The organism is Rahnella sp. WP5 (genome assembly GCF_000745615.1).
In the GTDB taxonomy this organism is placed as follows: domain Bacteria; phylum Pseudomonadota; class Gammaproteobacteria; order Enterobacterales; family Enterobacteriaceae; genus Rahnella; species Rahnella aceris.
Genome location: NZ_JQJR01000012.1, coordinates 224,572 through 248,147 on the forward strand (window position 1 = coordinate 224,572; position 23,576 = coordinate 248,147).

Consider the following 23,576-nt stretch of genomic DNA (forward strand, 5'->3'; position numbering starts at 1 on the left):
GGGATATTGATAATACGGGGCAGGTCTGAGGTTGTCCATTTTCCCCAGACCTGATGTGGCGGATTATTACTCGTCTAATTTCAGCGGCGGCAACTGCGCAAAAATGCTCAGCAGGCCTTCGCCCCAGCCTTTGCGGATCATGTCGAAATACGGGTGTGTTTCGGTGATCCGGTGCTGTTGTGCGGCGCTGAAGCTGTCTGTCGGATAGGTCATCACATCCAGCGGCAGGCCGACGGAAAGATTACTGCGCAATGTGGAGTCCATCGAAATCAGCGCACATTGCATCGCCTGATCCAACGCGGTGTCGTAGCTCAGTACGCGATCGATAATCGGCTTACCGTACTTACTCTCACCAATCTGGAAATATGGCGTGTCGTGCGTGGCTTCGATGAAATTCCCCTGCGGATAAATGTGGAACAGCCGCTGGCCCTCACCTTTAATCTGTCCGCCGAGCAACAGATTGCAGCTGAAATCTGTATTGCCCCCCTGATTTGCGCCGCTGTCCCGTGCAATCACTTCACGCACCGTTTCACCCAGCAGGCTGGCGGCATCGTAAAGCGACTTCACGTTTAGCAGGTTTTCCCGCTCATCGTCTGCGCAGCGACGATGCAGCAGACTGATAATGCTCTGTGTGGTCGCCAGATTTCCGGCACTCTGGATCACCAGCACGCGTTCATCGCTTTGATGAAAAACATGCAGTTTACGGAAGGTGGAAATATGGTCCACTCCGGCATTGGTGCGTGAATCTGAAACAAACACCAGGCCAGAGGACAAGCGCATGGCCACACAGTAAGTCATAAAAAGGTTTCCTCAGGTATTCAGGATCATTGCGGAACGTCGAGTATGGCAACGGCCGCGACAGTGCGCATGTCTTCGCTTCCTCCCCCTAGCCGGATACCGCGGACCGGGCATGCATCAAGATAATCTATGCCGATAGCCAGTTTCAAATGCTGATTCGGTTTACAGGTGTTATTGGTGACATCGAAGCTCTGCCAGCGGTCATCCAGCCAGGCTTCCGCCCACGCATGCATGGCCACATGCGCCGAGTCTTCCGAGTAAAGATAGCCGCTGACGTAACGCGCCGGAATGCCCAGACTGCGGCAGCAGGCCAGGAAAACGTGTGTGTGATCCTGACATACGCCGGTTTGTGCTGAAAAGGCTTGTGAGGCGCTGTCTTTCACCGTGGTGCTGCCGGGGTTGTAAGGCATTTTCAGCAGCAGTTCGCCCATCAGGCTGCACAGACTTTCATGCTGTGCCTGCGGCCGGTAATAACGGCTGGCGAAATCGCGGATCGCGCCATCGGCCAGGGTCAGCGGGCTGGTGCGCAAAAACACCAGCGGCGAGAGATGCCCGCAATTATCGTCTTCCGTATTGTCTTCAATCTCGACCACGCCGTTGGCTTCAATGGTGATCGCCTGATGAGGTTGATCGAGCGTCAGGACATGCAGCACATTGCCATAGGCATCCAGCGTGCGGGTGGCATATTCCGGCAAGGTCAGATCCCACGACAAAATCTTCTGATGGCTGGAATCCTGCGGTGTGAGGCGCAGATATTGCGTGCTGTGTTTAACCTGTTGCGCATAGCTGTAATGCGTCTGATGTGTGACATTCAGTTTCATTATTGGGCCTCCAGATAGGTTTGATGAATGCTCTCAGCGATGGCATTGGTCTGATCCAGAAACTGCATCAACCAGGGGCTGAGACCCATCTCAACAATCTCGTCCATTTCGGTGAAGCGAAGCTGAGCATGAAGGGTATGGACACGGCGGCGTGGTAAATTGCCTGCGCTGCCGCCGATTTCCTCCAGCTGTTCGGCCATGATTTCGACACAGGAAAGCAGAGAACGCGGTAACTCGCGGCGCAGTATCAGCAGCTCGGCAATACGTTTCTGGCTAAGTTGCTGCTTATAAAGCGTGTGGAACGCTTCGCGGGCGCTGACCGCACGCAGCAGCGTGTCCATCCGGTAGTACTCGCGCACCGGATCTTCATCAGCATTCAGTAACTGATTTTTGGCATCCAGCAGGCGGGCGGTGCTGTCCGCCCGCTCAAGCATGGTGCCGAGGCGGATAAAGTTCAGTGCATCACTGCGCAGTAATGTGCCGAACATCGCACCGCGGAACAGATGTGAGCGCTCCTTGACCCAGTCGAAGAAAGCGTCTGCACCGGCAGAACCGACGCCCTGACGGCGGATCAGTTTCATCTCTATCCAGGTGGCATTGATGCTTTCCCAGACTTCAGAAGAAAGACTGCCGCGCACCGCATGCGCATTGTTCCAGGCCATCTGCAGGCAACTGAAAATGCTGCTGTGGTTGAAGCTGTCCAGAGCGAAGAAGTTGAGCAGATTACCCATCGACTCCTGCGGATAGTGCTCGTTGAACAGTGTCCGCGTACCGGTCATGGTCAGCGGTACCAGTAAATCATTGTTTTCATCGCGTGCGTTGACGTCACGGATCGACATCATCGACAGCTTATTGGTCACGTCCAGCAGGCGTGCAATATTCTCGGCGCGTTCCAGATAACGCGCCATCCAGTACAGTTCGCTGGCTGTTCTGCTTAGCATGCGTCATCCTCCGTCGGATTTTCTTCCAGCACCCAGGTATCTTTGGTCCCGCCGCCCTGAGATGAATTCACTACCAGCGAGCCTTCTTCCAGCGCTACGCGGGTTAATCCGCCCGGTACCAGACGAATTTCGGCGCCGGTCAGCGCAAATGGCCGCAGGTCGATATGACGCGGCGCCAGCCCGTTACCGACAAAGGTCGGGCAGGTGGAAAGCGCCAGCGTTTCCTGCGCGATGTAGTTTTCCGGGCGGATGCGCAGTAATTCGCGGAAGCGTTCAATTTCTGCCTTGCTGGCCGTCGGCCCAATCAGCATGCCGTAACCGCCTGCGCCATGAACCTCTTTCACCACCATTTTTTCCAGGTTGGCCAGCACGAAAGACAGATCGCTTTCCTTGCGGCATTGCCACGTCGGCACGTTATTGAGGATCGGATCTTCCGCCAGGTAGTAACGGATCATCTCCGGTACATACGGGTAGATCGATTTATCATCCGCCACGCCGGTACCGATCGCATTCGCCAGCACCACACCACCGGATCGATACACCGACAGCAGGCCGGGAACCCCGAGCATGGAATCGGCGCGGAACGCCAGCGGATCGAGGAAGGCGTCGTCAATACGCCGGTAGATCACGTCAATCTTGCACGGTCCGGCGGTGGTGCGCATAAACACCGCGCCGTCTTTCACGAACAGATCGACACTTTCTACCAGTTCAACGCCCATTTGTTGTGCGAGGAAACTGTGCTCGAAATAGGCACTGTTAAAGCGGCCGGGCGTCAGTACCACGACGGTCGGATCGTTGACGGTGGTGCTTTCGCGCAGGGTTTGCAGTAAGTGGGAAGGGTAGCGGGAAACCGGCGCGATACGCTGCTCGGCAAACAATTCGGGATATAACCGCATCATCATTTTGCGGTTTTCCATCATGTAAGACACACCGGACGGCGTGCGCAGGTTGTCTTCCAGTACGTAGTATTCGCCATCGCCTCCCCGCACCATGTCGGTTCCGGCAATGTGGGCGTAGGTATCACGGTGAAGATCGATGCCCTGCATGCAGGGCTGATACTGATCGTTGGCCAGCACCTGTTCGGCGGGCACGATCCCTGCCTTGAGGATCTTCTGGTCATGATAAATATCATGCAGAAAAGCATTAAGCGCCTGAACCCGCTGACGGATCCCGCGATCAAGCATCTGCCATTCGCTGGCCGGAATAATGCGTGGCACGCTGTCGAACGGGATCAGCCGTTCCGCGCCATCATCTTCGCCATAAACATTAAAGGTAATCCCCACCCGGTGAAACAACAGCGCAGCTTCCTCTTTTTTGCGCTGGACTGCCTGTTGATCGGCTTGCTGCAACCACTGCCAGTAGGCCTGATAATGGCTGCGGTGTTTGCCTTCAGCCATCAACATTTCATCAAAAAAGGGTGAATCGGAAAGGTCAATCTTGATCATCATCACCTCACAAACTGGACAGGCTGCAATTGAATCGTTCAATAACAATGAAGATCAGGCATAAAGTGTGCCAGCGTGCAAAACGGGCTGAAAATCAGGTGAAAAGGGGGCGGTCTGCTTAATTATAGGGCGAGGAGAAGTTTGTTTGCCTGAAAATGGGGCAAAAAAAACCAGCCCGCAGGCTGGTCTGGTGCATCACTGACGCGAATTAACGGCGGACGGCGATGGCTTCGATTTCGATTTTCACGTCTTTTGGCAGACGGGCGACTTCAACGCAAGAACGGGCCGGGAATGGCGCGTTGTGCTCGGTGAAGAAGGCTTCATACGTGGCGTTAACGGTGGCGAAGTCATTCAGATCTTTCACGAAAACGGTGGTTTTCACAATATCTGATACTTTCAGGCCAGCGGCTTCAACGATCGCCTGTACGTTTTCCAGTGACTGACGTGCCTGCGCAGAAATGTCGTCAGCCACAGAGCCGGTTTTAGGATCCACTGGGATCTGGCCGGAAGTGATGATCATACTGCCCAGATCCACGCCCTGAACATAAGGACCGATAGCGGCAGGGGCGTTTTCAGTGCTGATTTCGCGGGACATAATGTCTCCTGATTTGCGTTAAGGGGAACAAGAAATTGTTCCCCAGTATAAAGGCTCAGTCGTTATTGAGCACCACCTGATGCTCAAACTCTTTTTCGCAGTATTTGCATTTCAGGTGCACGCCGTCTGCGCGCTGTTTCACCGCAAAGCTGGAGTCCACCGGTTCAAAACGGCTGATGCAGTTGCCGTTCGGGCAGCGCAGTACGCCGACAATCCGGTCCGGCAGCGTCGGCATCAGCTTTTTCACCACGTCGTAATTGTCGATGCGGTTCACCGTCGCGCGCGGGGCATACACCGCCAGCTGATTGACCTGTTCGTCGGTCAGAAAGGTGTTTTCGATTTTGATGATGTCTTTGCGGCCCAGCTCGCCGGAAGGCAGGTTCAGGCCGACCGTCACACGTTGTTCCGTCTGGGTAAACTTGAACAGCGACAGTAATTTAAATCCGACCTGTGCCGGAATATGGTCGATGACCGTACCGCATTTGATCGCTTCAACCTGAAGTTTGTTGTCGTGCGTCATAATCGTTTTCTCCTCAAGTTTACTGTGCAGTGTCTGCGTTCAGAACCAGCGCCAGCAAAGCCTGACGCGCAAAAATTCCGTTACCGGCCTGCTGGAAATACCAGGCATATGGCGTTTTATCCACATCCGGCGTGATTTCATCGATACGCGGCAGCGGGTGAAGCACTTTCAGGTGCGGCTGAGCATGGGTCAGATCGGCAGCCCGCAGGACAAACTGTGCTTTCACGTTGGCGTATTCCGATGGATCCAGACGCTCTTTTTGCACGCGGGTCATGTACAGAATGTCGATTTCAGACACCACTTCATCAATGCTGCTGTGCAGGCTGTATTCGATGCCTTTCTCTTCCAGCAACGTCAGGATATACCCCGGCATCGCCAGCGCGTCCGGCGCGATAAAGTAGAAGCGGTTGCCGTTAAATTTCGCCAGTGCCTGCGCCAGGGAATGTACCGTGCGGCCATATTTCAGGTCGCCGACCATGGCGATTTTAATGTTGTCGAGACGGCCCTGAGTTTCCTGAATGGTGAACAAATCCAGCAGGGTTTGCGTCGGATGCTGGTTCGCTCCGTCGCCTGCGTTGAGCACCGGAATACCGCCGGAGAATTCGGTCGCCAGACGCGCCGCGCCTTCCTGCGGATGGCGCATCACAATCGCATCAACGTAGGTGCTGATGACCGAAATGGTATCGGCCAGCGTTTCGCCTTTTTTGCCGAGCGAGGTGTTGCTGCTGTCGGAGAAACCCACCACCGAGGCGCCCAGACGATGCATCGACGTTTCAAATGACAGACGGGTGCGGGTTGAGGCTTCGAAGAAACAACTGGCGATCACTTTGTGTTTCAGCAATTCAGGCTGCGGGTTGGCTTTCAGGCTGGCAGCGGTATCCAGTACCAGTTCCAGCTCTTCGCGGCTGAGATCGTTGATAGAAATGATGTCTTTCTGATACAGCGGATTGGCCATAGTCGTCATTCTCCTGTTCTTTACGCGTAAAAAGTGTGGCGCTCAAATTCCGGACAAAAAAAAGCCCCTCAATGAGGGGCTTTCAGTAAAACGGTAATACCACGGAAGAACAACGGCAGCGGGCTGCCTGATGGCACGGTGTTTGGTCGATCATCTGAGCACAAAACCTGGCGATTGTTCATGGGTTCTCCCGACAAATTGTGGCGCATTATACGCGGGTCATTGACGACATCAAGCGGAAAAATGGCCTAAGGCAAACGGTTGCTGCCGTGATTTTCCTTTATCGCCAGTATTCGCCTGATTATCCTGCAAACTCTGTCCAGCTCTGTCATTTCCCGTGGCGCAACCAGCACGGAAGTACTCGATGCGATCACGCCGAGCACCTCCGGCAACCGGTGTTGATCGATAATCCGCCCCACGGCGCGGCCATAGCCCGGCATGACATGTACCACGACAAATTGAGGGTTGTGATCCACATCGGTGACCATTTCACTCACTGGCCTCAGGGCATCAGGGATAAGCTGAGATTGCTCATTCAGGGCGTAAATCTTTTTGCCTTTGGCATTCTGTACCTTCACGACGCCCAGTATTTTCAGCAATTGAGAAATGGTGGACTGGCCGATGTTGCGATATCCCGCCCGCTGGAATTCCACACGCAGTTCTTCCTGTGATGAAAAACTCCGGCTGGCAATAAGCTGATGGCAGAGGATCAGTTGCTGGTGTTCTTTTTCAAGTGTAGACAACGTTCTTTTCATGGTTATGTTCCCGGTAAATAAAGGACGTCAACATGGCAAAAAAATCATTTTCTACAAAGAGTTAAACCAAAGAACCGAGACTTAGCGCGAACATCAGCAATATCAGTAAAATTCCCATCAAAGGTGCGACCCATTTCAGCCAGCGGACATAGGGCACCCGCGCGATGGCCAGACCGCCCATGACGACAGCGGAGGTCGGCGTGACCAGATTCACCAGCCCCGATGCCGACTGATAAGCGGTCACCACCAGTTCACGCCCGACGTGGGCGAAATCGGCGAGCGGCGCCATGATCGGCATGGTCATCACCGCCAGACCGGATGAAGAGGGCACCAGAAACGACAGCACCACTTCGAGCAGGAACATGACGTTGATGAAAATCACGCTGGATAATCCGGAAACGATGCCTTCTGCGCTGTGCAAAATGGTGTGGGTGATCATGCCGTTGTCCATGATCACCACGATGCCACGGGCAATGCCGATGATCAGTGCCACGCCGAGCAGGTCGCGTGCGCCATCAATGAATGTCGAGGTGAGTTCTTCCTCACTCATGCGGGCAATCAGCCCCACCAGGATCGCTGCGGCCAGGAAAACGCCGGAGATTTCCCCCATCCACCAGCCTTTTACCGATACGCCATAAATCATCACCACAAAAGCCAGCGCGAAGATCAGCAGAATGATTTTACGTACACCGGTAAAGGGCAGCAGTTCATCGCTGCGGTTACCGAGAAAGTGGGCGCGGTTGCTGTCCCACTGATCAGCCACAACAGAAAGCGAGGGATCGCGGCGCACTTTACGGGCATAGCGCATCACCCAGATCACGCAGATCAGCCAGCCGATGATCAGAATCGCCACGCGCAGGCCGATCCCGTGGGTGAAGGGGATCCCGGCAGCATTGGCGGCAATCACTGTTGCGAAAGGATTGATCGTCGAGCCGAGCGTGCCAATCCCGGCGCCCAGCAGTACGGTAGCCGCCGCGACCAGCGGGTCGAAACGGGCCGCCATCATCACCGGTACCAGAAGGGTGTAAAATGGCAATGATTCTTCGGCCATGCCGTAAATGGTGCCACCGGCGGCGAACAGTGCCATCAGGATCGGGATCATCCATTCTTCTTTGCCCTTAAGCCGGACAGTCACCCGCTCAATTCCGGCGTCGATTGCCCCGGTTTTGGTGACGATGCCCAGAAAACCGCCGATGATCAGAATAAATAAAGCGACATCAATTGCGCCAGCCTGGCCGGTGGTGTGGTTGTACAGGCCATCAATGGGCGCGAGGAAAATATCCACCAGCCCCTGCGGGTTGCCGGTAACGGCGTGATAGGTGCCTGAGACGGGTACCTCTTTGCCCAGCCGGGCATTCATCGCCATGTCGTACTGACCGGCGGGAATAATCCAGCTCAGACCGGCAACCAGCGCGATAAGCACAAACAAAATGGTGTAGGCAGAAGGGAATTTGAATGTACGCATAAACGTAATCCTTAAAAAAAGCGTGAAGGCAAAACGCCTTCACGCAAGGGGCTTAGTCATCGCCAAGGGTGGCGACCATGACCGCTTTTATGGTGTGCATACGGTTTTCGGCTTCATCAAAAACGATGGAATGCGGGGACTCAAAAACGTCATCCGTCACTTCCAGCCCTTTCATGCCGTAAGCGATTTCCAGTTCTTTGCCGAGGGTGGTTTCTTCGTTATGGAAGGCGGGCAGGCAGTGCATGAATTTGACGTCAGGATTGCCGGTAGCGTTAAGCACCGCCGCATTAACCTGATACGGGGTCATCAGACTGATACGTTCTGCCCAGGCGGTTTTGGCTTCGCCCATTGACACCCAGACATCGGTGTAAAGAAAATCGACGCCCTGTACGCCTTCATCAACGTGTTCTGTCAGCAGGATCCTTGCGCCGGTAGTGCGGGCGATATCGCGGCAGGTCGCGACCAGTGTCTCTTCCGGCCAGAAGGATTTTGGCGCGATCAGACGGATATCCATTCCCATTTTTGCTGCCCCGACCATCAGGGAATTACCCATATTGTTTCGGGCATCGCCCAGATAAGCGAAGCTGATCTGACTGAGTTTTTTACCCGGCGAGTGTTCAAGCATGGTCATCAGGTCGGCAAGGATTTGGGTCGGATGAAACTCGTCGGTCAGCCCGTTCCACACCGGTACGCCGGAGAATTCCGCCAGTTCTTCCACCGTCTTTTGTGCAAAACCCCGGTATTCGATGCCGTCATACATTCGCCCCAGCACGCGGGCGGTGTCTTTCATGGATTCCTTGTGTCCGATCTGGCTGCCGCCAGGACCGAGATAAGTCACGTGTGCGCCCTGATCAAACGCGGCGACTTCAAACGCACAGCGGGTGCGGGTCGAGGTTTTCTCAAAAATCAGCGCGATATTTTTTCCGCGCAGACAAGGGCGTTCCTGACCTGTTTGCTTATCGTTTTTAAGCGTCAGCGCCAGGGTGATCAGTTGCTGAATCTCTTCCGGTGTGAAATCAAGAAGTTTAAGAAAATGACGGTTTTTCAATGTAGTAGTCATAACATCATCCTGAAATAATGAAGTGAGGGCGGGTTATTCCGCGCGGATACAGGTGCCTTTCAGACCGGCCAGAATGGCTTCACCCTCTTCCAGTGCGCCGATCCCCGCCAGTCCGTGGCAGGCGTCGACAAACTGGCAGGCGGCACTGACTTTCGGCCCCATGGATCCGGCGTCGAAGGTCATACCGGCAAGATCCCGTGTAGTGATTTGATGCAGCGGACGCTGCTCCGGCGTGCCCCAGCCGAGGTACACCGCATCGGCATCGGTCAGGATCAGCAGCGCGACGGCCTGTAACTGACGCGCCAGCAGCGCCGCCGAAAGGTCTTTGTCGATGACGGCCTCTGCGCCTGCCAGCCCGTCGGCGGTCTGATGAACCGGCACACCGCCGCCGCCGTTACAGATGACCAGATAGTGCTTTTCCAGCAAGTCACGGATGGCATCAATTTCGAGGATGCGCTGCGGTTGAGGAGAGGCGACCACGCGGCGGAAATGCTGCCCGTCGGCTTTCATCGCCCAGCCTTTTTCGGCGGCCAGATTTTCCGACTGCGCCTGCGTATAAACCGGACCGATGTATTTCGTCGGCTTATCAAATGCCGGATCGAGCAGGCTGACTTCCACCTGCGTCAGCAGGGTGCAGACGCGGCTCTCAGGCAGACAATTTTTCAACGCCTGTTGCAACAGATAGCCGATCATCCCCTGTGTTTGTGCCACCAGAATATCGAGCGGGTAGGGCGCGACTGCCGGATAAGCGCTGTTTTGCAGCGCCAGCAATCCGACCTGCGGGCCGTTGCCGTGCACCAGCACGACGCGCCATTTCTGGCATAGCGCAGCCAGCGTATTGGCGGCCAGACGGATGTTTTTGCGCTGCAGTTCGGCTTCGAGCGGTTCGCCACGGCGCAACAATGCGTTGCCGCCAAGGGCGACAACCAGAACAGGTTTGTTCATGAAATTTTCCCGGTATAGGTGATCAGATGTCGTCGCGTTCAAGCGGGCAGCTCATGCAACGTGCGCCGCCGCGGCCTCTTCCCAGTTCATCACCCGGAATGGGGAGAACGGTGATCCCGGCTTTGTCGTATTTTTCGTTAGTCCGGGTGTTACGTTCGTAGCCGATGACCACGCCGGGACGCACGGTCAGGACGTTATTGGCGTCATTCCACTGTTCGCGTTCGGCTTCAAAACTGTCGCCACCGGTGGTGATGAGTCTGATGTCGTCAATGCCCAGCGCTTTGCCGATTGCCCGCACGAACTGTGGTTCTTCGGTGCGACGCAGGCCACCGTGACCATTGTCGGTCAGCGTCCAGCACAACGTGGTGTCGCGCACCACTTCCGGATACACCGAGAAAGTGTCCAGATCGATATGTGTCATGACGGTATCAAGGTGCATACAGGAACGGTGTTTCGGTAATTGCAGCACAATCACTTTGGTGGCTTGCTGATGTTTGAACAGTGAACGCGCGAGGAACTCCACACCCTGCGGTGTCGTGCGTTCTGATAAACCAATTAATACTGCGCCACGGCCAATGACTAAAACATCGCCACCTTCCAGCGTGGCGTGGTCGTAATTAAATTCGTCGTCGCCAAAGTAAGTAATAAATTCGTTATCGGTAAAGTGCGGGTGCCAGCGATATATGGCCCGTAAATTATTGGTTTCCCGTTTACGCGCTTCCTTTGCCATCGGATTAACTGACACGCCGTTATATATCCAGCAGGAGGTATCACGGGTAAATAAATGATTGGGTAAAGGCTTAATCACGAAGTCATTTAACTGATGCGTATCTGTGACCATATTATGGAATGTATCGGGAATTTCACTGTATGTTAATCCGCCGCTCATAAACCGGGCCGTTTGCCGGTGAGGAAGATCGGCCAGCCAGCCACGAATCTCTTCGGCAAATTGTGGCCCAAGCCGGTAATCCGAGATTTGCCGGCTGAGCAGCCAGTCTTTGGCCTCGCGGTTATCGAGGGTTTCCGTCAGCAGGTCAGTGAGCAATAAGACTTCCACACCTTGCTGGCGCAAGGTCTGACTGAAGACGTCATGCTCTTTTCCGGCGCGCTCAACGGAAAGTACGTCATCGAATAATAATTCCTGACAATTCGACGGGGTGAGTCGCTGTAAACTTAAATTTGGCCGGTGAAGCATCACGCTGCGAAGTTGGCCTATTTCGGATCCTACATAATGCCGTTTCATATTTATCCCTTTTTATAAAAAGAAGACCAAATAATGTTTTGGGCAAATGAATTACGCGGAGAATAAATAATATATTCAACCTGAAATGGAATATGCCCGCAACGGAGTGAATAATATTCCGCTCAGGCATTTAATATGTGATTCAGATCGCACCAGAATAAACGGGTGAAAGAGGTTATATGTTGATTGATAAGCATCATTGTTTTATTTATTAGCGGACACAGTAAAGTGAATAATAAACGAAATATCAGCGTAATTATTTATCCTGACAGTAAATGACCGATTGAGATAATGTTTACTCAGTTATAATCCGCTAAAAAATAAGGGGTTTATTTCCCGTCTGCATAGAATGTCTTTTTTCATGATTAAATATTTATAAATACTCTGAAACCTTAAATAACTATGATTTATTTGAGGTGTTTTCGGTTTAATTAACTTTGTGATCTGTGAGTGAGTTTTTATAAAAAGTCCGTAAGACCAACAGGATGAAAGGGCCACACTGAATACGTTTTCAGGGTTTATGCAATCTGGCTGCATAACCATTGTTTACCGGCTTCGGGTGATGTTCAGCCACAAAAATATCCTCCAGGAAGTCAAAATTTTGATCCCGCTCTGGCAAGCAGACAGCAAACAGGATTAGTATTTATGAAACGCTGTTTCACTCATGCATTACAAACCCGAGGTTATGATGATCACAGGAAACATCCACGCACTGCATCTCGTCCCTTATCTGCCCGCTGAACTGCGCGAAGCCATTGAATACGTTAAACAGCACATCACGCCGGACACCCCGTTGGGTAAACACGATATCCGCGGCAACGACGTTTTTGTGCTGATTTCCAATGATTCCACTGCGCCACAGGCTGAACGTCGTGCCGAGTTCCACGCACGTAATCTGGATATCCAGATTATCCTCAACGGCACCGAAGGCATGACATTCAGCAACTTACCGGCAGGGTATGTCGATACCGACTGGCTGGAAGAGAAAGACATCGCGTTCCTGGCTGCCGGTGAGCAGGAAAAAACCATGATCATGCAGACCGGCGATTTCGTGGTGTTTTATCCGGGCGAAGTGCATAAACCGCTGTGCGCCGTCGGCGAACCGGCCAATGTGCGTAAAGCCGTGGTGAAAATGAACGTCAGCGCATTGTCCGCTTAATGCTTATTGTGTAGCGCTTTGTGCGCTTGATCAGCTTCATCCGCCAGCGACGCAGCCTGCCGAGACGTTCCGGCGCTTTGAGTTTGTGTTTGATCCACACCACCTGCCACGGCTGGAGACGCATCTGGCCGTTAAATACTTCTCCGCTAATCAGATCCTTCCCTTCGACCGCCAGCTTCAGCATCTGCGAATGATCGCTGATATTGAATATGCAGCTGATCCGGTCTTCGGTTTTCGGATCATAGCGTTCCATCGCAAACAGCGATTTGCCCAGATCAAACACGCGCTGGCCAGCCTGCGGTGAAAATGCCGGGTGCTCGCGGCGGTGCCTGATGAGTGCCTGTAATCCGTAAAAAATGCGGGCGCGTAAGCCGTCTTTTTTTTCCAGTTCAGCTTCAATATCCATCAGATCCAGCTTTTTACGGTTGATGCGGCGGTTGATCCCGGACTGATGCATGCCGTCGAGATCGTTCTCGCTGCCCAGCAGGCTGTGAATATAAATCGCCGGGACGCCGATAAACGACAATAACAGCGCCTGTGCCGCCAGAAACTTGCGGGCTTTCATCTCGGTATTATCTTCCGGTTCGGTCAGCGCGCTCAGGTAATTAATGTTCAGTTCGTAAGGCGAATGGGTGCCGTCGCCGTTGTCTTTATAGGACACGCGGCCTTCCTTGCGCAGCGTTTCCTGCGCCATGTATTTACGTTCATCATCGGTCAGGAAGGTCTCGGTCGGGCGCAGACCGATGCCGTCGTGGCTGGCAAGAAAGTTGAAATAGGTGGTGTCAGGGTAACGGGCTTCCGCATTCAGGCTTTGCGCCCATTGGGTGAGCGTGGTGGTGTCCTGACGCAAAAAAGCGTGCAAGGTCAGCGGTGGCAGCGGGAACTGATACACCATGTGTGCCTCGTCACCTTCGCCGAAATAACTGATATTTTCGTGATGCGGGACATTGGTTTCAGTGATGATCCGCGTGCCGGGGATCACTTCATCGAGAATAGTGCGCCAGACTTTAATGATGTTATGCGCCTGTGGCATGTGAATGCAGCGCGTCCCGGCTTCTTTCCAGATATAACCAATCGCATCGAGGCGGATCGACTGCCCGCCGCTGGCGGCGTATTGCAACAGCACATCAATGCTTTCCAGCAAGACCTGAGGATTCTTGAAATTAATATCGATCTGATCTTCACTAAACGTCGTCCACAGATACAGCTCGGTGCCGTCGGTTTTGATAAATGGCGAGAGCAGCGGCGAAGCGCGCGGGCGCACGACGCGGCTGTAATCCAGCTCGGGATTAGCGGCAATAAAGTAATCTTTGTAATACGGATCGTCATGCAGATAGCCTTTCATCCATTCGCTTGAGCGGGAAATATGGTTGATCACGCAATCAAACATCAGGTTGAAATTGGCCGAAAGGTGATGAATATCTGACCAGCCACCAAGATGTTCATCGATCCGCCGGTAGTCAATGACGCTGAAGCCGTCGTCTGAACTGTACGGATACATCGGCAGAATATGGATGTCGCTGATAATGTCGCGCAGATAAGTGTTAGCGAAATGATTGAGCGTCGCCAGCGGCGGTTGCTCGCCGTGACGGATATTATCGCCATAAGTAATCAGATAAATATTGGTACCATCCACCCAGCGGGTGGTGCGGTGTTTGCCGTAATTCCATTTGTCGGCGAGATGCAGGATTTTTTTCAGCAGGTCGGCGATGTGTTCCCGGGGGTAAATCCTGCTTAACAGGCTTTCCAGCCGCAGAACATACTCAAGATTGACTGAGCTCATATCGGTTCCTTCTTCTGCATTTTTGTTTTTTTGACCAAAGTGCTTTAAAAAGGTTAGCTGAAAATGCAGTCTTCTGGCGGGAACGGGCGGGATAAAGTGCAAAACGATGTAAAGATTGCAGCGTGCAGGAAGTGTATCCTTGCTGCACGCCCGGGGGAAATCAGTCGTTACCGAGGGTGGCAACCATCACCGCTTTGATGGTATGCAGACGGTTTTCAGCCTGATCAAATACTACGCTGTGGCTGGATTCAAAGACTTCATCGGTGACTTCCATGCCGCCGTGCAGGCCATATTCTTCTGCCATTTGTTTGCCCAGCGTGGTCTGGTCGTCATGGAAGGCTGGCAGGCAGTGCAGGAATTTCACCTGCGGATTGCCGGTCAGCGCCAGCATCGCGCTGTTGACCTGATAAGGGCGTAGCAAATTAATACGCTCTTTCCAGACTTCTTTCGGCTCGCCCATGGAAACCCACACGTCGGTATACAGGAAATCAGCCTCTTTCACGCCGGTCGCAATATCTTCGGTCAGGGTAATGCTGCCGCCATTTTCTTTCGCCAGGTGCTCACAGGTGGCGACCAGTTCTGCTTCCGGCCAGCAGGCCGACGGTGCGACAAGGCGCAAATCCAGACCGCATAATGCGGCGGCTTCCAGCAGCGAATTGCCCATATTGTTACGGGTGTCGCCCAGATAGGCCAGACGCATGCCTTTCAGTGGCTGGCCCGGCAGGTGTTCCTGCATGGTCAGCAGGTCAGCCAGCAACTGCGTCGGGTGGAATTCGTTGGTTAAGCCATTCCACACGGGGACACCGGCATATTGCGCCAGAATTTCCACTTTATCCTGACCGTAACCGCGATACTGAATACCGTCGTACATGCGGCCAAGGACGCGGGCGGTATCTTTCATCGATTCTTTGTGGCCGATCTGGCTGCCGCTTGGGCCGAGATAGGTGACTTTCGCCCCCTGATCGTATGCGGCAACTTCGAAAGAGCATCGGGTGCGGGTTGAGTCTTTTTCGAAGATGAGCGCGATGTTTTTGCCTTGCAGGCGGGCTTTTTCGGTGCCGTTTTTCTTAGCCGCTTTTAATTCTGCGGAGAGTTTCAGCAGTGACGAAATCTCTGACGGGGTAAAATCCAGTAACCTGAGAAAATGACGTTTACTCAACAAACTCATGATGTCGCTCCATAGCGCGTAAGCATTTCGGATTGAATTTAAATTCAATTTAACTGGATGAATATGCAAATACAACCCCGCAGTAAAAACTTTGTCGTTTATAGTGGAGACGCGCCCTGCGGTGTGTGAAAATAGCGTACAAACGTCACATTGATTGAGGACAGAGATATGGCAAACCGTGAATTGCTGGAAGAACAACGTGAAGAGACTCGCTTAATCATCGAAGAACTGCTGGATGATGGCAGTGATCCTGACGCGCTTTACACTATCGAACACCACTTATCTTCAGAGAAGTTTGAAGTTCTGGAGAAAGCAGCAGTTGAAGCATTCAAACTGGGTTATGAAGTCACTGACGCTGAAGAACTGGAAGTGGAAGACGGTTCAACCGTGATGTGCTGCGACGTGATCAGCGAAATCGCGCTGAAAGCGGAGTTGATCGACATTCAGGTTGAGCAACTGATGAATCTGGCCGAGGCCAACGGCGTCAACTATGACGGCTGGGGCACTTACTTCGAAGGCGATGACGACGAAGAAGGTGAAGAAGGCGAAGACGAAGATTTCGTTGATGAAGATGATGACGGAAAACGTCATTAATCTGAATGCCTCCCCCTTCGCAGGGGGAGGCGTTAATTAAAGCACGTCCCCGTTACTCTCAATCACTTTCTGATACCAGCCGAAGCTCTCTTTTTTCGAGCGCGCCATTGTGCCGCTGCCATCATCGTTTTTATCGACGTGAATGAAGCCATAACGTTTGCTGTACTGCCCGGTGGTAAACGACACGCAGTCGATGCAGCCCCACGGCGTATAACCCATCAGATCCACGCCGTCTTCCAGCACGGCTTTTTTCATCTGCGCGATGTGTGCTTTCAGATACGCAATGCGGTAATCATCGTGAATGACGCCGTCATCACCCGCTTTGTCGATCGCACCAAAGCCATTCTCGACAATAAATAGCGGCTTCTGATAACGCTCGTACAAAATATTCAGGGTGTAACGTAGCCCGACGGGATCAATCTGCCAGCCCCAGTCAGAGGCTTTCACGTGCGGATTCGGCACGCTGCCCGCAAAACCTGACAAGCCATTATCATCACTCGGATTGTGCGCTGAAATCGCGTTGCTCATGTAATAGCTCAGGCCGATGTAATCCGCACAGCCATCGCGAAGTGCCTGTAAATCGCCATCTTCCATTTTGATGTTGAAGCCGCGACGTTCCCACTCTTTCAGCGCATACGCCGGGTAATAACCGCGCATATGGACGTCGCTGAACAGAAAGCGTTCGTGCATTGCTTCAACGGAATACATCACGTCGTCAGGATGGCAGGAGAACGGATAGAGCGGCACCATGGCGATCATGCAGCCAATCTGAAAATCAGGGTTGATCTCATGGCCAAGTTTCACCACTTTAGCGCTGGCCACGAACTGATGATGCAACACCTGATACATCGTTTCTTCCGGATTTTCCTCCTCGGTAAATACCACGCCGGAGCAGCAATAACCGAACAGCGGATATTTCCAGTTACGCTGGTTATTGATCTCGTTGAAGGTCATCCAGTATTTCACTTTGCCTTTGTAACGCTCCATCACCACCTGGCTGAAACGCACGAAGAAATCGACGACCTGACGGTTTTTCCAGCCACCGAATTCCTTCACCAGATGCCACGGCATTTCGAAGTGGGAGAGGGTGATCACCGGCTCAATATTGTGTTTGAGCAGCTCATCAAACATATCGTCATAAAATTGCAGACCGGCTTCGTTTGGCTGTAATTCGTCACCGTTCGGGAAGATACGCGTCCAGGCAATCGAGGTGCGGAAGCATTTGAAACCCATTTCGGCGAACAACGCGATGTCTTCTTTGTAGTGCGAGTAGAAATCGACGGCTTCGTGGTTCGGGTAGCTGTAGCCGTCAAGCACGCCGTCGGTCATCACACGGTCAACGCCGTGCGCGCCGCCGGAAAGGACGTCGCAAATGCTGATGCCTTTGCCGCCCTGGTTCCAGCCGCCTTCCACCTGATGCGCCGCTACCGCGCCGCCCCACAAGAAATCTTTCGGTAACTGATGGTTCATTTGATTCTCCCTGGATACTTGATGAGGGCAGATTGCTTCTGCCCTGTAGATCGTAATGTCAGATTTAATTCATTTCCGCCTGCGCAGCCCGACGGGTTTCTGCCGGTACTTTTTGGGGCGCGGCAACATCGGGTTCATCTTTGAAACCGACCAGCCAGGTGAACAACGCACCGAGCACAAAGGCGACGCTAATGGACAGCAGGAAACCGAGGAACTGTGGCATATGACCTTCTTTGAAGAACACCGGCAGTACGGCAATCCCCGGCAGGCAGTAGCTCCATGACACCGCGTTAAAGGAACCGGCAATCGCACCGCCAATCCCACCTGCGACACAGCTGCACAGGAACGGTTTTTTCAGGCGCAGCGCCACACCATAAATAGCGGGTTCAGTGATACCGAACAGGCCGGTGACGCCCGCAGACAATGAGATCCCTTTCATTTCGCGGCTGCGGGTTTTCAGATACACGCCAAACATGCTGCCGGTCATCGCGAAGACAGCGGAAGCCTGCAGGCCGGTAAAAGTGTCGTAACCCAGCGTCGCGTAGTTGCCGACGGTGACCGGCGTAATGCCCCAGTGAACGCCAAGTGTGACCAGCGGCTGCCAGAAGGCACCGACCACGAAGCCGGCAATGGTCGGGCTGAGGTGATAGAGGTAGTTGTATACGCCGCCAATCGCGCCACCGATCAGGTTACCGACCGGGCCGAACACCAGCAGCGTCATCGGCACCATAATGGCGATACAAAACATAGGCGTGAACAGGTTGCGGATAACCACCGGCAGCACTTTATTGAAGAAGTGTTCGATGTACGACATCGCCCACACCATCAGAATGATCGGGATAACGGACGCGGTATAGCTCAGATATTTCACCGGAATACCGAGGAAATCGAGCGTTGGTGCGGAAACCGGAATACCGACCACGTTCTGCAGGATATTTGCAATATCAGGATTACTGACCGCTTCACGCATCAGTTGCTGCATGGCCGGATCGGCGGAGTTGATCGACGTGATCTTAAAGGCCGTCAGCATATTCATGTAATCGGGGCTGATCAGCGCGCAGGCTGTAATGACTGCGGTGAAAGGATTGACGTTGAATTTTTTCGCGGCGGTGAAAGCAATCATCACCGGCAGGAAGGTAAAGGCCGTCCATGACACAAAATTAAGAATACGGTAGGTACCGCTGCTGGCGTCCATAATGCCGATGGCAGCCAGGAAGGAAATAATCCCCTGCAAAATACCGCAGGCGGCAAGCTGATAAAGGAAAGGCGTAAAGATGCTGGATATCACGTCCATGACGCGGCTGACAATACCCACATTCGGTGCAGAAACCGGTGCATTTTCATCAATCTGGATCAATTTCAGCACCTGATTGTACGCGTCGCTCACGTGATTGCCGATCACCACCTGCATTTGTCCGCCGGCCTCGATAACGGTGATAACGCCTTTCACTCGTTTTAATTCTTCTTTATCGACGGCTTTATTATCTTTCAGAACAAAGCGTAAACGCGTGGCGCAATGTGTGATGCTAATCACATTATTATCGCCACCAATATATTTAACAATATCCTGAGCGGTCTGAGCGTAATTAATAGCCATTGTTTATTATTCTCCTGCGGGAATACAGAGGTGAGATTTTTTGTTTTTTTACTCGTCGGCAGGAGTGTAGCAAAAGAAAAGGTATTGTCACGATATAACAAAAATCAACCCGGGTGATTTGTTACTTATTAAAAACACCCTGTTTTTTCATTGCGCTGAGTCACGTTTTATTAACGGTAATTTCTTGCCGATGGTCTCAATAATATAAAGTACCGGGATCTGCGTGGTAATGTTATATTGTCCTTCGAGGACTATTTGCGGCATGTGATAAGAGATGTTGAGGTCTGCAAGCCTCGCCAGTGTTGAGTTTTCGCTGTTAGTGAGGCTGATGATTTTGCAATTATGCTGGCTGAACTGCGTAGCAAAACGCAGCACTTCTTCCGTTTCACCCGAGACGGAAAGAATAATGGCGATAGCGTCTTTATACATATCACTGTTGATCGGGAAATAAGGGTCATCAATAAAGGTACTGAATTTTCCGACATTAGAGAAAAAGCGTGCGCTGTATTTTCCTAATGAACCTGAGGTTCCTACACCTACAAATATAATACGCTGCGCATTGGCAATCTGGCGGGCGGCCTTTTCTAATAACTCATCAAACTCACTGTTATTAATACTTTTGAAATAACTGATGATCTCACTGATGCCAAACGACACCGGCGGCTTTTCTTCATGCTCTAAAAACAACTTGAAACGGATACGAAATTCGGAATAACCGTCGCAATCCATTTTCTTGCAGAAGCGCAAAACTGTCGTGGTCGAGACACCTGCGGCATCCGCCAGTTCACGAATGGTCATGTACATGACTTTATCGCCGTTTTTGACGATGTAGTTGTAGACCGTCAGTTCCAGTTCGTTTAACGCGGAAATGGCTTTATGTGTGAACATTCAGATGCCTGTTTGCAAAGCGCGAATAAAGAACGTCAACGGTGTCAGAGGTGTTTTAACATCGTCACTTCACAATCGACATGGCCGGTGTTGCCGAGGGCGCAGTCAATGTGGTGGAAACCCAGACGTTCATACAGCGCAATCGCCTGGGTCAGACTGGCGGTGGTTTCCAGATAGCAGCGGGCAAAGCCCTGCTGGCGTGCATGTTCAATGGCCTGTAAGGCCAGTCGTTTTGCCAGCCCCTGACCGCGCAGTGCTGGCATAAAATACATCTTCTGCAATTCACACAGATCGTTATCTGCACCGGATAACGGTGCGACGCCGCCACCGCCCGCGACCACCCCGTCCAGTTCCACCACCCAGTAGGCACAACGGGGCTGGCTGTAGGTTTCAAACAGGTGATCCAGATTCGGATCAGCGACGGTATAGCCTTTATCGGCAGTCAGGCCAAATTCGGCAGAAACGTGGCGGATCACGTTAGCGATGGCAGCGTTATCTTCATGGCGTATCGGGCGCACCCGCACGCTGACAGGAAGGGAGGTCGTCATGTTACTCACTCAGTTTCAATAACAGGCAAACAAACAGACCGTTTTAATACCATTTTAGGGCGTGCTGATGCAACGCCGCAGGCGTTTCCCGATGATTTTACTTATCTCAAATGCGAATTTTTTTCATTGGAACACGCAGTAATCCATTGCCTGAAAGGTCAGGGACATGATTAAATCTTCATCGTTACACAATGTGCTCTGTCACCTTTCTTTATTTTAAGAAGGGCGGCTTCCCATTCCTTTCAGGACGAAAGATAAAAATGTCAGATAATAATCAATATAACGATAACCTGCATCAGGTACGTTTTCATGGCAAGGGCGGAGAGTATTTCGCAATATGGCTGGTTAATGCATTATTAACCATCATCACTCTGGGGGTTTATTCGGCATGGGCGACCGTTCGCCGTCGTCGTTATTTCCTCGGTAATACCGAAATTAATGGCGACCGTTTTGATTACCACGCAAAACCCGTTCAGATATTGAAAGGACGTTTGCTGGTGATTGGCGGCATTATCGTCTTTTATATTCTGGCCGCACTGCTGCCTCAGTTGGCTCTGTTGATTGCGCTGGTTTTCCTCGCGCTATTGCCCTGGGTGATTATCCGCAGTTGGCGTTATAACGCGATCATGACCAGTTACCGTGGCGTGCGTTTTAACTATCACTGCAAAACAGGCCGTGCGTACTGGACAATGTATCTGTGTCCGATTCTGTTAATGCTGGCGGTGTATATTCCGATCACCGCGGTGGTATTAATTGCCGTTCAGATGGCCAGTATCAGCGCGATTCTGATCAGCGTGGTATTAGTGGCGGTGGCATTGGTACCGGGTGTGGCAGCGGTGCAGGGTATTATCAGCGCCATGACACACGATCTGTATGTGAATAATCTCTTTTTCGGCAATACCGCTTTCCGCGCTGATCTGAAAAAAGCCGCATTTATTAAATATAGCCTGCTGGGCATTGTGTTATTCCTGCCTTTCCTGATCATCGCCCTGTGGCTGATGGGTTCCTTCTTCACCACGCTGTTACAGATGGCTTATATGGGGGGCATGTCTGAAGACATGGCGGGCATGATGCTGATGAGCAATTTATTCAGCTTCATTCTGGCCTTCATCATTATGTTTGTCGGCGCGCTGGTGGTGGCGAGCTATCAGGTGGTGGCTGTACGCAATTACGTCTTTAACCAGACGCAAATCGGTGATCGCGTGAAACTGCGTTCATCCATGAAAACGATGTCTTATCTGGGGCTGCTGTTCACCAATGCGCTGATTGTGGTCTGCTCGCTGGGGCTGGCAACGCCTGTCGCCCATGTCCGTTCCGCCCGCTATATGGCAGCCTGCACGGCGGTGACCGGTGATTTATCCCTGCTGGAAGTTCAGGCGCATGCTGACACCGCCAACACGGCAGTGGCAGAAGAAGTGACTCAGGCGTTCGACCTTGGCGTCGGAATGTAATGCATGATCATTGAAGGCTTTTATCAGCCTCCGGGACGGGCAGCTCGCAAGGCTGCCCGCCTTTTTTTGGGCGGCGACCCGCGTCTGACGCTGGAAGCTGAAAACCTGAACCCGACTTTTTCTCTCAGCGAGATCGAGGTTTCTGATGCGCTGGGCACGATCCCGCTGTTTCTCACTTTTCCCGATGGCGGCCGTTTTGTGCCTGCCGATGACGGTGCATTTCGTCACTGGTTACGGCAGCATCGCCGGCCCGGCTGGATATACCGCATGGAAAGCCATAAGCGCGGGGTGCTCCTCACCTTGCTGGCGACCTGCCTGCTGATTTTCTTTTATATCTACGGTTTATTGCCGTGGGCCAGCAATGTGATTGCGCAGCGAATTCCCACCACTGTTGAGCAAAACCTCGGGCGTCATACGCTGACACTGCTCAGCGCCAGTGATTTCCGGGATTCGGCGTTGCCTGCCGATAAACAGAAAGCACTTCAGCAGCTTTTCCAGCAGGTGATCCCGCCGTCATTACGCACCGACCGTACGCCGGTCCGGCTGAAGCTGATGAATATTCCCGATGTGGCTAACGCTTCCATGCTGACGGACGGCACGCTGATCCTCAGCGATAAACTGGTGGCGCTTAGCCCGGGTGATGACGCGCTGGCAGGGGTAATGCTGCATGAGATGGGACATCACGCTTACCGGCATCCCATGCGCATGCTGGTGCGTTCCTCGCTGGTGTCCCTCACGCTGTTATGGATGACCGGCGATGTCAGCGGCATTGGCGATACCTTATTACAAACGGCGTCGCTGGCGAATGAACTGCAATTTTCCCGAGGCATGGAGCGTGAAGCGGATAACTGGGCGATAGTAGAAATGAAGCGTGAAGGGCGCTCGCTTGAGCAAATGGCTGAGATTTACCGTCGTTTGTCCGCAGATGCGGAGAATGAGAAAGCGAATGAATATCTACCTGACTGGCTGAGTTCGCACCCTGCTATGGCGTCGCGAATAGAACATATCAGGGAGGCTGAGAAGGAGTAGATTTATCAGTAAAAGTGTCTGACGGATTCTGATAAAGAATCCGTCAGACGCTAACGATTATTCGTAGGTTACGGTGAAGTTCGCCACCGCATTGGCGACACCCGGTTTGATTGTATCAGCAGTTTGTATGTAGGCCGCAGTCAGCGGAATGTCGAATGCGCCTTCCTGAGTTGTCTTGGTGACAAATGTCTTTTTGTCGAATTCAACCAGTTTACTATTAAGTTTTAGCTGTATCCCTACACCTTCCGCACCCTCTTTGGTCAAATCAATAATGCCATTACCCAGCGAAGATTGGGCGTCGAAGCTGATATTGACCGTCGTGTCTGCGTAGCATTGCAGAGGGATT

At 52.5% G+C, this 23,576-nt stretch carries 23 protein-coding genes; 4 read left to right on the forward strand and 19 right to left on the reverse strand.

Annotated features, from left to right (window positions below):
- Positions 1-66 precede the first annotated feature (66 nt).
- The 12 genes from EX31_RS12755 to arcA all read right to left on the reverse strand — a co-directional run bounded on the left by EX31_RS12755 (position 67) and on the right by arcA (position 11,543).
- Entirely contained in the window at positions 67-798 is a 732-nt protein-coding gene (locus EX31_RS12755; RefSeq protein WP_013577186.1) for a proteasome-type protease, read from the reverse strand.
- Between the two features lie 26 nt (positions 799-824).
- Complete coding sequence (locus tag EX31_RS12760; RefSeq protein ID WP_013577185.1) at positions 825-1,619, reverse strand: transglutaminase family protein; 795 nt, start codon at positions 1,617-1,619, stop codon at positions 825-827.
- The gene (locus EX31_RS12765) at positions 1,619-2,560 is read right to left on the reverse strand and encodes an alpha-E domain-containing protein (protein ID WP_013577184.1); all 942 of its coding nucleotides are present in this window, start codon (positions 2,558-2,560) and stop codon (positions 1,619-1,621) included. Before EX31_RS12765 ends, EX31_RS12760 begins: the two co-directional genes overlap by 1 nt.
- A complete protein-coding gene (locus tag EX31_RS12770) occupies positions 2,554-4,005 on the reverse strand; it encodes a circularly permuted type 2 ATP-grasp protein (RefSeq protein WP_013577183.1) in 1,452 nt (483 codons plus the stop codon). Before EX31_RS12770 ends, EX31_RS12765 begins: the two co-directional genes overlap by 7 nt.
- 208 nt (positions 4,006-4,213) lie before the next feature.
- Positions 4,214-4,600: a 2-iminobutanoate/2-iminopropanoate deaminase gene (gene ridA, locus EX31_RS12775; protein WP_015698834.1), complete on the reverse strand. Its 387-nt coding sequence runs from the start codon at positions 4,598-4,600 to the stop codon at positions 4,214-4,216.
- A 55-nt stretch (positions 4,601-4,655) separates the two neighbouring features.
- Entirely contained in the window at positions 4,656-5,120 is a 465-nt protein-coding gene (gene pyrI / locus EX31_RS12780; protein WP_013577172.1) for an aspartate carbamoyltransferase regulatory subunit, read from the reverse strand.
- 19 nt (positions 5,121-5,139) lie between these two features.
- Positions 5,140-6,075 carry an aspartate carbamoyltransferase gene (gene pyrB, locus EX31_RS12785; RefSeq protein WP_013577171.1) on the reverse strand — a complete coding sequence of 312 codons (936 nt, stop codon included), beginning with the start codon at positions 6,073-6,075 and terminating at the stop codon, positions 5,140-5,142.
- 248 nt (positions 6,076-6,323) lie between these two features.
- Positions 6,324-6,830 carry an arginine repressor gene (locus EX31_RS12790; RefSeq protein ID WP_013577169.1) on the reverse strand — a complete coding sequence of 169 codons (507 nt, stop codon included), beginning with the start codon at positions 6,828-6,830 and terminating at the stop codon, positions 6,324-6,326.
- A 61-nt stretch (positions 6,831-6,891) separates the two neighbouring features.
- The gene (locus EX31_RS12795) at positions 6,892-8,295 is read right to left on the reverse strand and encodes a YfcC family protein (protein ID WP_037035098.1); all 1,404 of its coding nucleotides are present in this window, start codon (positions 8,293-8,295) and stop codon (positions 6,892-6,894) included.
- Between the two features lie 52 nt (positions 8,296-8,347).
- Entirely contained in the window at positions 8,348-9,355 is a 1,008-nt protein-coding gene (argF, locus tag EX31_RS12800) for an ornithine carbamoyltransferase (RefSeq protein ID WP_037035099.1), read from the reverse strand.
- 33 nt (positions 9,356-9,388) lie between these two features.
- Positions 9,389-10,300, reverse strand: coding sequence for a carbamate kinase (arcC, locus tag EX31_RS12805; protein WP_037035101.1), 912 nt, complete (start codon positions 10,298-10,300; stop codon positions 9,389-9,391).
- Positions 10,301-10,322: 22 nt separating this feature from the next.
- The gene (arcA, locus tag EX31_RS12810) at positions 10,323-11,543 is read right to left on the reverse strand and encodes an arginine deiminase (RefSeq protein WP_013577165.1); all 1,221 of its coding nucleotides are present in this window, start codon (positions 11,541-11,543) and stop codon (positions 10,323-10,325) included.
- A 688-nt stretch (positions 11,544-12,231) separates the two neighbouring features.
- Between arcA and EX31_RS12815 the strand changes: the two genes are divergently transcribed.
- On the forward strand, positions 12,232-12,702 hold the full coding sequence (locus EX31_RS12815; protein WP_037035120.1) for a NanQ anomerase/TabA/YiaL family protein: 471 nt from the start codon (positions 12,232-12,234) through the stop codon (positions 12,700-12,702).
- On the opposite strand, the gene EX31_RS12820 is transcribed toward EX31_RS12815, so the two are convergent.
- Entirely contained in the window at positions 12,683-14,485 is a 1,803-nt protein-coding gene (locus EX31_RS12820) for a sugar phosphorylase (protein WP_013577163.1), read from the reverse strand. The two genes, EX31_RS12815 and EX31_RS12820, sit on opposite strands and share 20 nt — an antisense overlap.
- A gap of 160 nt (positions 14,486-14,645) precedes the next feature.
- Positions 14,646-15,653: an ornithine carbamoyltransferase gene (gene argF, locus EX31_RS12825; RefSeq protein WP_037035102.1), complete on the reverse strand. Its 1,008-nt coding sequence runs from the start codon at positions 15,651-15,653 to the stop codon at positions 14,646-14,648.
- A gap of 168 nt (positions 15,654-15,821) precedes the next feature.
- Here argF (EX31_RS12825) and rraB point away from each other — a divergent pair, with 168 nt between their 5' ends.
- Positions 15,822-16,247, forward strand: coding sequence for a ribonuclease E inhibitor RraB (gene rraB, locus EX31_RS12830; protein WP_037035103.1), 426 nt, complete (start codon positions 15,822-15,824; stop codon positions 16,245-16,247).
- A gap of 36 nt (positions 16,248-16,283) precedes the next feature.
- Here rraB and EX31_RS12835 read toward each other — a convergent pair whose 3' ends face one another.
- The 4 genes from EX31_RS12835 to EX31_RS12850 form a co-directional block, all read right to left on the reverse strand.
- Positions 16,284-17,717: a 6-phospho-beta-glucosidase gene (locus EX31_RS12835; RefSeq protein WP_037035104.1), complete on the reverse strand. Its 1,434-nt coding sequence runs from the start codon at positions 17,715-17,717 to the stop codon at positions 16,284-16,286.
- A 64-nt stretch (positions 17,718-17,781) separates the two neighbouring features.
- Entirely contained in the window at positions 17,782-19,314 is a 1,533-nt protein-coding gene (locus EX31_RS12840) for a PTS transporter subunit EIIC (RefSeq protein WP_037035106.1), read from the reverse strand.
- Between the two features lie 147 nt (positions 19,315-19,461).
- Positions 19,462-20,202 (reverse strand): MurR/RpiR family transcriptional regulator, encoded by a 741-nt coding sequence (locus EX31_RS12845; protein ID WP_037035108.1) that lies wholly within the window; start codon positions 20,200-20,202, stop codon positions 19,462-19,464.
- 44 nt (positions 20,203-20,246) lie between these two features.
- The gene (locus EX31_RS12850) at positions 20,247-20,750 is read right to left on the reverse strand and encodes a GNAT family N-acetyltransferase (protein ID WP_013577157.1); all 504 of its coding nucleotides are present in this window, start codon (positions 20,748-20,750) and stop codon (positions 20,247-20,249) included.
- Positions 20,751-21,010: 260 nt separating this feature from the next.
- On the opposite strand from EX31_RS12850, the gene EX31_RS12855 reads away from it, so the two are divergent.
- Together EX31_RS12855 and EX31_RS12860 are read left to right on the forward strand one after the other, a co-directional pair.
- On the forward strand, positions 21,011-22,201 hold the full coding sequence (locus EX31_RS12855) for a YjgN family protein (protein ID WP_037035110.1): 1,191 nt from the start codon (positions 21,011-21,013) through the stop codon (positions 22,199-22,201).
- A 3-nt stretch (positions 22,202-22,204) separates the two neighbouring features.
- Positions 22,205-23,230, forward strand: a complete 1,026-nt coding sequence (locus EX31_RS12860) for a M48 family metallopeptidase (RefSeq protein WP_037035112.1) — start codon at positions 22,205-22,207, stop codon at positions 23,228-23,230.
- 57 nt (positions 23,231-23,287) lie between these two features.
- Here the strand turns inward: EX31_RS12860 and EX31_RS12865 are convergent.
- A partial coding sequence (locus EX31_RS12865) for a fimbrial protein (protein WP_037035115.1) occupies positions 23,288-23,576 on the reverse strand: 289 nt, incomplete at its 5' end.